The organism is Leisingera coralii (assembly GCF_049056525.1).
Taxonomy (GTDB): Bacteria; Pseudomonadota; Alphaproteobacteria; order Rhodobacterales; family Rhodobacteraceae; genus Leisingera; species Leisingera coralii.
The window spans coordinates 1-9,663 of the sequence record NZ_JBHUPT010000112.1; the positions used below are offsets into that span (position 1 = coordinate 1).

General features: G+C 63.9%; 8 protein-coding genes. 3 read left to right on the forward strand and 5 right to left on the reverse strand.

Annotated elements, in window-relative coordinates:
* Positions 1–348: 348 nt before the first annotated feature.
* Genes ACFMBG_RS23685 through ACFMBG_RS23705 form a run of 5 tightly spaced genes read right to left on the reverse strand, consistent with a single transcriptional unit; the run spans position 349 to position 5,672 of the window.
* Positions 349–1,860, reverse strand: a complete 1,512-nt coding sequence (locus ACFMBG_RS23685) for an aldehyde dehydrogenase (NADP(+)) (RefSeq protein ID WP_421057107.1) — start codon at positions 1,858–1,860, stop codon at positions 349–351.
* Positions 1,857–2,864, reverse strand: a complete 1,008-nt coding sequence (locus tag ACFMBG_RS23690) for a 4-hydroxythreonine-4-phosphate dehydrogenase PdxA (RefSeq protein ID WP_421057108.1) — start codon at positions 2,862–2,864, stop codon at positions 1,857–1,859. Before ACFMBG_RS23690 ends, ACFMBG_RS23685 begins: the two co-directional genes overlap by 4 nt.
* Before the next feature lie 27 nt (positions 2,865–2,891).
* The gene (locus ACFMBG_RS23695; RefSeq protein WP_421057109.1) at positions 2,892–3,587 is read right to left on the reverse strand and encodes a GntR family transcriptional regulator; all 696 of its coding nucleotides are present in this window, start codon (positions 3,585–3,587) and stop codon (positions 2,892–2,894) included.
* Between the two features lies 1 nt (position 3,588).
* Positions 3,589–4,500 carry a dihydrodipicolinate synthase family protein gene (locus ACFMBG_RS23700; RefSeq protein ID WP_421057110.1) on the reverse strand — a complete coding sequence of 304 codons (912 nt, stop codon included), beginning with the start codon at positions 4,498–4,500 and terminating at the stop codon, positions 3,589–3,591.
* Positions 4,497–5,672, reverse strand: a complete 1,176-nt coding sequence (locus ACFMBG_RS23705) for an L-rhamnonate dehydratase (protein WP_421057111.1) — start codon at positions 5,670–5,672, stop codon at positions 4,497–4,499. The genes ACFMBG_RS23700 and ACFMBG_RS23705 overlap by 4 nt, the downstream gene beginning before the upstream one ends.
* A gap of 245 nt (positions 5,673–5,917) precedes the next feature.
* Between ACFMBG_RS23705 and ACFMBG_RS23710 the strand changes: the two genes are divergently transcribed.
* Genes ACFMBG_RS23710 through ACFMBG_RS23720 form a run of 3 tightly spaced genes read left to right on the forward strand, consistent with a single transcriptional unit; the run spans position 5,918 to position 8,797 of the window.
* The gene (locus ACFMBG_RS23710; protein WP_421057112.1) at positions 5,918–6,898 is read left to right on the forward strand and encodes a TRAP transporter substrate-binding protein; all 981 of its coding nucleotides are present in this window, start codon (positions 5,918–5,920) and stop codon (positions 6,896–6,898) included.
* Between the two features lie 58 nt (positions 6,899–6,956).
* A complete protein-coding gene (locus ACFMBG_RS23715) occupies positions 6,957–7,520 on the forward strand; it encodes a TRAP transporter small permease (RefSeq protein ID WP_421057113.1) in 564 nt (187 codons plus the stop codon).
* Positions 7,517–8,797, forward strand: a complete 1,281-nt coding sequence (locus tag ACFMBG_RS23720; protein ID WP_370002184.1) for a TRAP transporter large permease — start codon at positions 7,517–7,519, stop codon at positions 8,795–8,797. The genes ACFMBG_RS23715 and ACFMBG_RS23720 overlap by 4 nt, the downstream gene beginning before the upstream one ends.
* The last annotated feature ends 866 nt before the right edge of the window (positions 8,798–9,663 follow it).

Genomic DNA, 9,663 nt, shown 5'->3' on the forward strand with positions numbered 1-9,663 from the left:
TTTCCCCGCAGGCGCGCGATCCTAGCTGCAATTGCAAAGGCACCAGAAGATCGGGCGGACAGCCGGCATTCTCTGCAATCGCGAGCCAATCGGGTGGCAAACTTGGAAGCTGACATTTAATGGGCGGAAGTTTCGTGCTCCGCATTACACGACCGGTAGCCACCAACAAAGTTTCAACGACCATCGGGCTCGGGGCAACAAAGTGATGGTGCCAGGATGTGATCGCCGCCGATCAGGCAGGTAGCCATGCCGACCGCCGCATCGGCCAGGGTTTCAGCAACGGTTTTTCAAAAGATCCTTCCTATGGATGGAATAGCCCGTGCCGCCTCGCACGGGCTATTATTGCGTTCAGAGATCTTCCGGCAACAGCGCCTCGGGCATGTTCTGATAACAGACAGGGCGCAAAAACCGCCGGATCGAAAGCGTACCGACAGAAGTTGCACCGAAATTGGTCGAGGCCGGGTAAGGCCCGCCATGCACCATGCTGTCCGCCACCTCGACCCCGGTGGGAAAACCGTTGACCAGCACCCGCCCAGCCTTGCGTTCGGCGATCGGCAGCAGCGCACGAGCCGCACACGTGTCGCCCGCGTCCATATGCAGGGTCACGGTCAGCTGGCCCTCCAGCCCGCGCGCCAGTTCTTCCATCTGCGCCGTGTCCACCACCCGGACCACCAGCCCCAGCGGGCCAAAGACCTCCTCGGCCAGGGTGTGATCCTGCAGATAGGCCCCGGCGGTGGTTTCAAACAGGTTGGGCCGCGCAGTGCGCCCTGCACTGTCGGTGACCAGCACCGGACGCACCGCGCCTGCGGCGTCAAAGCGCGCCTTTCCGTCGCGGTAAGCCTGCGCGATGCCGTCGGTCAGCATCACCTGTTTCGGCGCCTGCTCCAGCGCCACGGCAGCGGCCTGCACCAGCGCATCGCCCGCAGGTCCCTCCGGCACCACCGCTACACCAGGGTTGGTGCAGAACTGCCCCGCCCCCATGGTCAGCGAGGCCGCCCAGCCCGCGCCGATTTCGACCCCGCGGGCGGCAGCGGCTTCGGGCAGCACGAACATCGGGTTGACGCTGCCCAGCTCACCAAAGAACGGGATCGGCTCAGCCCGTTGCGCGCAAAGGTCAAACAGCGCCCGCCCCCCGGCCAGCGAGCCGGTAAAACCAACCGCCTTGATATAGGGGTGCTGCACCAGCGCTTGCCCGACATCGCGCTTGCCCCCCTGGATCAGCGAGAAGACCCCAGCAGGCATACCGCATTTCACCACCGCCGCATGCACCGCCTCCGCCACGATCTCGCCGGTACCGGGATGGGCGGAGTGGCCCTTGACCACCACCGGGCAGCCCGCCGCCAGCGCCGCCGCCGTGTCACCGCCCGCGGTGGAAAACGCCAGCGGGAAGTTCGACGCACCGAACACCGCTACTGGGCCGATGGGACGCTGCACCATGCGCAGATCCGGGCGCGGCAGTGGTTGGTGGTCGGGCAGCGCTTCGTCATGGCGGCGATCCAGGTAGGCGCCGTCAAGGATATGCTGGGCGAACAGCCGGAGCTGGCCGGTGGTTCGGCCGCGCTCGCCCTCCAGCCGCGCCTCTGGCAGGCCGGTCTCCTGGCAGCCAATCTCGGTGATCGCCTCGGCGCGGGCCTCGATCTCGTCTGCGATGGTGTTCAGGAAGGCGGCGCGGTCGGCGCGGCTGCTGTAGCCATAGCTCCAGAACGCTTCCTCGGCGGCCTCGCAGGCTTGCTCCACAAGCGCCGGGGTTCCGCGGCTGTAGGCATGCGGCGTGCCGCTGGCTGGCTCAGACTGGAAAGTCTCGCTGTGGGCGATCCATTCACCGTCGATCAGGTGTTTGCCATGCGGTTGAAAGCTCATGCTGCGCTCTCCTTTCCCCAGTTGCTGACCATCTTGCAGGCGATCTCAAAGGCGGCGCGGGTGGCGCCCACATCGGCCTCGCCGCGGCCCGCGATGTCAAAGGCGGTGCCATGCGCCGGGGTGGTCACCGGCACCGGCAGCCCGCCCTGCACCGTAACGCCGCGGTCAAAGCCCAAGAGCTTCAGCGCGATCTGCCCCTGGTCGTGATACATGGTCACCACCGCGTCGATCTCGCCACGGGTCACCTTAAGGAACACCGTGTCCGAAGGCAGCGGCCCGGTCACCGCCATCTGGCCGCCCGCCATGTGGCGCACCGCAGGTTCGATCACGTCGATCTCCTCGCGGCCGAAATTGCCACCATCACCCGCATGCGGGTTCAGCGCAGCCACTGCGATGCGCGGCCGTTCATAGCCCGCCCGGCGCAGGGTGCGGTCGATCAGATGGCTCGCCTCCTCGATGCGTTTCGCGTCGATAGCATCGGCCACGTCCTTCAGCGCGATATGGCTGGTCACCCGGCTGGTCCACATGCCGTCAAGCGTATTCAGTTCAGAGATATAGCCGCTGACGCCCAGCTTTTCGGCCATGTAGTGCAGCTCGTCCGAATGGCCGATCCCGGCCATATGCATCGAGGCCTTGTTGAAGGGTGCAAAGACAATCGCGTCGATCACGCCCTGCTGCACGAACTCCAGCGCCTGATCCAGCACCCGCAGGGTGGACCGGCCAGAGGCCTCAGTGCTTTCGGCCAGCACCACATCGTCCGGGCTGATGGTCTGCATCTCGTGCAGCGCCAGCCCGTCGAAGGCGGTCCAGTCCGCAGCGTCGGCATCCACCGCCGTCATCTCGTGACGCAGCCCGGCCTGCGCCTGGCCCAGTTCAAACACATGGCGGTCGCCGATCAGCAGCACATCGGCCTCTGCGATGCAGTCCTCGGCCAGCAGCCGGGCAACCAGTTCCGGCCCGATGCCGCTGGGGTCACCGGGGATGAGTCCAATCCTTGGGGACATGTCTACTCCGTTTCGTCGGCCCTGGCGCTAGTCGCGCAGGGCATTTCTGATATTGGTCACAGCCGAGGCCAGATGGCGGCGCAGGGCGGTGGAGGTAGTCTTGGCATCGCGCCGGCTCAGCGCGTCGACGATTGCCCGGTGTTCGGCAAAGGTCTGCTCGCGGCCCGACTGGCGCTGCGAAGACTGGAAACGCGCCCGCCACAGGCGCGCGTTGTATTTCTGATGGGTGTCGATCAGCGGCGCATTGCGGCTGGCCTGCACGATGGTCTCATGCAGCTCCATGTCCAGCCGGAAGGATTCCAGCGGCGTCAAGGTGCTGTCCTCGGCTTCCATCCGCTGCTGGCAGTCGATCACCCTGGCGATCTCCTCCTCGGTGATAGTGGCGCAGGCCAGCTCGCCCGCCAGCGCCTCCAGCGCCCCCATGACGACCAGGTTCTCCTCGATCTCACGGATCGGCGGGTTGGCCACCTGCGGGCGGCGGGTGACGGAATACTCCACCAGCCCGTCCTGCTCCAGAATGGTCAGCGCCTTGGTCAGCGGCGTGCGGCTGATGCCCAGTGCCGCCGCCAGATCGCGCTCCGAGATATGTGCCCCGGCGGGCAGCTTCTCCAGCAGAATCAGCTCGCGCAGCTTGTCGGCCGCAATCTCGACCAACGTGGCGCGCGGGCGCGCCAAGGCCAGTTCACTGGTGTCCAGGTCCGAGATTTCAGCCTTCTTGCTCATGTCATTTGCCCCATTTCAGCACCACCGGATCCAGCGGCCGGATCAACCGGAAAAGAGCCTCCTTTGTCTGCGAATGCAATGGCGCGATGGGGTGGCGGCAGAAATCCGAAGCGATCACGCCCCCCTCGACCATCGCCGCCTTGGCCGAGCGGAAGCCGCATTGGCGGTTTTCATGGTTCACCGCAGGCAGCACCCGAGTATAGGCCGCGGTGGCCGCATCCAGGTCTCTGGCCGCGAAATGATCCAGCACCGGCTTGATCTGATCGGGGATCATGGCGCTGGTCATCGCCCCGGTCGCGCCCGCCTCCAGATCCGCCAGCAGGGTGATCGCCTCCTCGCCGTCGAACGGTCCCTCGATCGCGTCGCCGCCGGCAGCCACCAGGTCGCGCAGCTTAGCCGCGGCCTGGGGGCATTCGATCTTGAACAGCTTCACCATCTCGATCTCACGCGCCATCCGCACCAAGAGCGGCACCGGCAGCTCCACCCCGGACAAAGGCGCATCCTGCACCATGATCGGCAGGCCGACCTCGCCCACGCGGGCGAACTGCTCGAACGTCTGCTCGGCCGAGCCCTTCAGCAGCGCGCCGTGATAGGGCGGCATCATCATCACCATGGCCGCGCCATGGTCCTTGGCATGCTGCGCGCGCTCCACTGCGATTTGGGTGGCATAGTGGCTGATGGTGACGATCACCGGCAGGCGGCCTGCCATATGCGTCAGCGACACTTCGGTCAGCTTTCGGCGCTCCTCGTCGGTGATCAGGAACTGCTCGGAGAAGTTGGCCAGGATGCAGATGCCATCGCTGCCCTGATCCACCATGCAGTCGATGACGCGTTTCATGCCCTCGTAATCCACCGTACCGTCCGGGTTGAACGGGGTCGGTGCGACGGGCCAGATGCCGGAATATATGGTCATTCTGTGATCTCGAAGTTGTGCAGGTGTTTGTCGGTGATTTCAATGCCAAGGCCCGGCTTGCCGTCGTCCAGCTGCAAGAAACCGTCCACCGCCTCCGGGTCGCCCTCGAAGATGTAGTAGAACAGCTCATTGCCCACCTCGACGTCGAACACCGGGAAGTATTCGGCGATCGGGCAATTCACGTTGGCCATGGTCAGGTGATAATTGTGCATCTGCCCGGCGTGCGGGATCACCGGGATCTGCGCGGCCTCGGCGATGGCATTGATCTTCTGCGCCGCGGTGATGCCGCCGACCCGGTTGGTGTCATACTGCAGCACGCTGACGGCCTTGCGGCTGATCAGCTCGGCGCAGCCGATGACCGAGAATTCATGCTCACCGCCCGAGATCGGCACGATGTTCATCGCGTTCAGCTCGGCATAGCCCGCCACATCATCTGCAATCACCGGCTCCTCCAGCCAGCGCGGCTCATACTTGGCCAGCTTGGGTAGCATCCGCTTGGCGTAATCCAGGTTCCAGCCCATGTAGCATTCCAGCATCAGGTCCCTGTCATAGCCGATGACCTCGCGCAGCGCCTCGACCCGCTTCAGGTTCTCGCGCATGCCCGCCATGCCGTCCTTGGGACCAAAGCCGAACCGCGTCTTGTAGCCGGTATAGCCGTTCTTCATCGCCTCTTCGGCCTCGGCCTGCATGGACTCGACCGAGCCCGAGTAGAGCTTGGAGTAATAGACCGGGATCTTTTCCTGAGTACGCCCGCCCAGCAGCTTGAACACCGGCTTGCCGGTCAGCTTGCCCATCAGATCCCAGATCGCGATGTCGATGGCGGAAATCGCGGTCATGCCGATGCCCTTGCGGCCCCAGGCATGGCTGCGGCGGTACATCTTCTCCCACAAATAGGCGTAATCAAAGGGGTCTTCGCCGATCACCAGCGGCGCATACCATTCGTCGATCGCCTGCTTCACCACCCGCGGCGCCAGCGCCGCATTGCCGATGCCGATGGTGCCGTCCTCGGTCTCTACCTCGCAGGTCAGCCACTGGTGAAAGCGGAAGGACTGCATCGCGTCGCCCTTGATCCACAGGGCGTCCGAGGCGTTGGTGCAGAAGTTCCCCGCAGGCGGAACGGTCGGCCCCTTCCAGCTCCAGACACGGGTTCGAACAGATTTGATCTTGGTCATTGAGGGCTCCCCTTTCTCTCACTTGGCGGCGTGTCCGGCGCCGACCGGGACACGAATCATGTTGACATCTGTTTTAACATTGTAATGGTGTTTTGGAATGCCAAAATGCTAAAGTGCCGAAAAACGAGGAGGAGGCGGCGCAGCGCATAACCCGGCTTTCCGCCAGATGCGTCTGCCCTGTACAAACACCCCAAGACGGCGTCGCGGATGCGGCAGGACGTTCCAATCACACCGGAGGAGACACCATGAAATCCCTGACCAAGACCCTGAGCGCCAGCCTCGCTGCCGCCACCCTGACCATCGCGGTGCCCGCGGCAGCGGACACCTATGTGGTGGCCGTCGGTGCCGCCTCGAACAGCCTGCAGGGCAAAAGCGCTGCCCGCTTCGCCGAGGAACTGCAGACCCGCCTGGGCGATGCGCATACGGTCGAATTCTACGCCGATGCGCAGCTCGGCAACGAAAAGGAGCTGATGCAGAAACTGCGTCTGGGCACCGTCGATTTCACCCTGATCTCCTCGATCATGACCAACGTGGCGCCGGAATTTGCCCTGTTCGACATGCCGTTCCTGGTGCAGGACCGCGCCCACCTCAAGGCGATCGACGCCGAGATCGTGCAGGCCGACCTGGCGCCGCTGGCCGAAAAGGCGGGCCTCAAGGTGCTGTCGACCTGGGAGAATGGCTTCCGCCAGATCACCAACAGCGCGCGCCCCATCAACACCCCTGCCGACCTGGACGGGCTGAAGATCCGCACGCCCTCGTCTGAATGGCGGGTCTCGATGTTCAAGGAATGGGGCGCCAACCCCACGCCGATGTCCTTCTCCGAGGTCTTCGTCGCCCTGCAGACCGGCACTATGGACGGCCAGGAAAACCCGCTGACCAACATCGTCGGCGCCAACTTCCAGGAGGTGCAGGGTTACCTCAGCCTGACCGACCACGTCTACTCGCCGACCTATCTGACCTCCGGCGCCGGCACCTGGTCCAAGCTGCCCGCAGACGTCCAGGCCTCCGTCACCGAGGTCGCCGCCGCGGTGCAGGACTGGTCGCTGGCACAGGGTGAGACCGCCGACAACGAGCTGGTCGAAAAAGTCCGCGCCGCGGGCGTCGAGGTGAACCAGGCCGACAAATCCGCCTTCATCGCCGCCTCCGCGCCGATCTACGACGCCTTTGCAGCGCAGGTTCCCGGCGGCAACGCGCTGGTGCAGCGCGCCCAGGACCTGGCCAAGTAACATGAACCGCCCCGGCCCGGCACGCCCGGCCGGGGCACTCACAAGACTGGAGGTAGGCATGATCGCACTGATCGAGCGCATTTTATTACGGGCCATCGAGACGATTTGCCTTTTGCTGCTGGTGATCCTGGCGGTGTCGGTCGTATACGCGACCACCATGCGGTACCTGGGCGCCTCCCCCGCGTGGTACGACGAAATCGCCAGCGTGCTGCTGGCCTGGCTGACCTATTTCGGCGCCGCCTATGCGGTGTTTTTGCGCCAGCACATGGGGTTCTCGGGCATCGTCACCGCGCTGCCGCGGCATCTGGCGGTGGCGCTGGCGCTGTTCTCGGAACTGCTGGTCATCACCTATTTCGCCGTCGTCGCCTGGTACGGCAACGCGGTGCTGGCGGTGGCGAAATGGGATTCGCTGCTGTCCTTGCGCTGGATGACGCTGGACATCGTGCAATCGGTGATCCCGGTGGCCTCTGTCATCATGATCCTCGGCACCTTGCTGACCCTGCCTCGCGCCCTGCGCGCCGCGGCTGACGGCATCGACCCCGAACACGCCGAGATCGAGCAGGCCATCGCCGAGGCCGAGGCCGAAACCGCCGCATTTGCCCAGAAGGAAGGCCTGAAATGATCCTGCTTTTGACCACGGTTGCCCTGATCACGCTGATCCTCATCAACGTGCCGATCGCGGTGGCCATCGGCGTGGTGTCGATGGGGGGCTTCCTGCTCACCTCCGGGCCGGATGCGCTCAACGACATGGTGATCAAGCTCTATTCCGGCTCCACCTCCTTTCCGCTGATCGCGATCCCGCTGTTCATCCTCGCGGGCAACCTGATGAACACCTCCGGCATCTCGCTGCGGCTCATCAACTTTGTCACCGCCCTGATCGGCTTCATCCGCGGCGGCCTCGGCATGGTCAACATCGGCGTGTCGATGGTCTTTGCCGAGATCTCCGGCTCGGCGGTGGCCGATGTGGCCGCCACCGGCACCGTGCTGATCCCCGAGATGAAGCGGCGCGGCTATTCGCGCACGCTCGCAGCGGCGATCACCTCCTCCTCCGCCTCGCTCGCCATCATCATCCCGCCGTCGATCCCGATGATCCTCTATGGCGCCATCGCCGAAACCTCGGTGATCAAGCTGTTCGTGGCCGGCGTGGTGCCGGGCCTGCTGGGCGCCTTCCTTCTGATGCTTGTCACCTGGGTGCTGGCAGTGCGCTATGACCTGCCGCGCGCCGAAGGCTTCGATCTCGGCTACGTCTGGAAGACCTTCAAGGAAGCCTTCTGGGCGCTGACCATGCCGGTCATCATCCTGGGCGGCATCTTCTCGGGCCTCGTCACCGCGACCGAGGGCGCAGGGCTCGCGGTGCTGGCGGCGCTGGTGATCGGCCTCTTCGTGTACCGCGACCTCGACGTCTCGCGGCTGCGCAAAACCATGCTGGACGGCGTCAGCCAGACCGGCATCGTGATGCTGCTAGTCTCCACCTCCGCGGCGCTGGGGCTGTTCCTGACCCAGGCGCAGGTGCCGCAGACGCTGGCGGCCGAGATCACCGAGATCACCACCAATCCGCTGATCGTGTTGGCCCTGCTGAACCTCCTGCTGTTGGTGCTGGGCATGTTCCTGCACGGCGCGGCGGCGATCATACTGGTAGTGCCGGTGGTCATGCCGCTGGTCAACGCGGTGGGCATTGATCCGATCCACTTTGGCATTATGGTGACGCTGAACCTAGCCATCGGCCAGCAGACGCCGCCTGTGGCGTCGGTGCTGATCACCTCCTGCTCGATTGCCCGGTCGGGTATCTGGGAGACTTCGCGCACAAACCTGCCCTTTATCGGAGTTCTCGCGCTCATCCTGCTTCTGGTCACCTACGTGCCGGAGATCTCTCTCGCATTGACCGCATATCTGGATTAACCGGATTCCCTCTCCCGGCCGTGCTTGCCGGCCGGGAGCACTTGGAAAGCGTGGAAACAAATCGGCGCTCGCTCGGAAGCACACAAATTCGACCTGCAGCAGTGCAGGGCTTGGGACTTGGGGGGTGACCCGCAACATAGCTTCCCAGTGCCTTTGATCATTCCCGAGTCGCCGCATTTGGGGCAACTCACAGCGAATTGAAACTCGTCTGATTCGCAATTATCAATCCTGGTCGCAGCGAAGGGACAGTTTGAGTTTCGCTCCTCAAACTGCTTTTTAATGACCGCTCTGCCGACGAATGCTGTTTCACAGCGAGAACCACGCCACGCCGGCATCTTCTGCGCAAGCAAAATCCGCACGGGCGAAAGTCCGGAAAGTCCCGCTCCTCGTTGGTCGATCCACGTTGCGGCGAAAGGGTGGATTGAATTTGGCCCCTCGGACTGACTTTCAACGGCCGGTTTGGCGACACATGCTGCTTCACAGCGAAAACCACGCCGCACCCGCGAGAAAATGCTGCGCCAGCAAACACCAGGAAGGGCAACGGCAGCAAAGTCCCGCTCACTGCTAGTCCAATCCCGACCAGGTGAAGAGCCGGTGTCTCGGAGATCAGCCGTTCACACCTAGCGCGCCGAACTTGCGATATGAGCCCTCTGTACCTTGGATTTTCTCGCTGCGTGCGCTCGCAGCACGCCGGATACCGCAGATGCAGAAAAGTACGCGCTGCCTCGCCGCGTTCAAAGCCGCCATGAGTCGAAGTTGCAGCAAAAATTGACCAGGGAAGGATCGAGGCGCGGACAAAGCATGGGTAATCGGGCTGACCGGATAGCTGGGTCAGGTTCTCGATAGAATTGCAGTGCTTTCTGCAA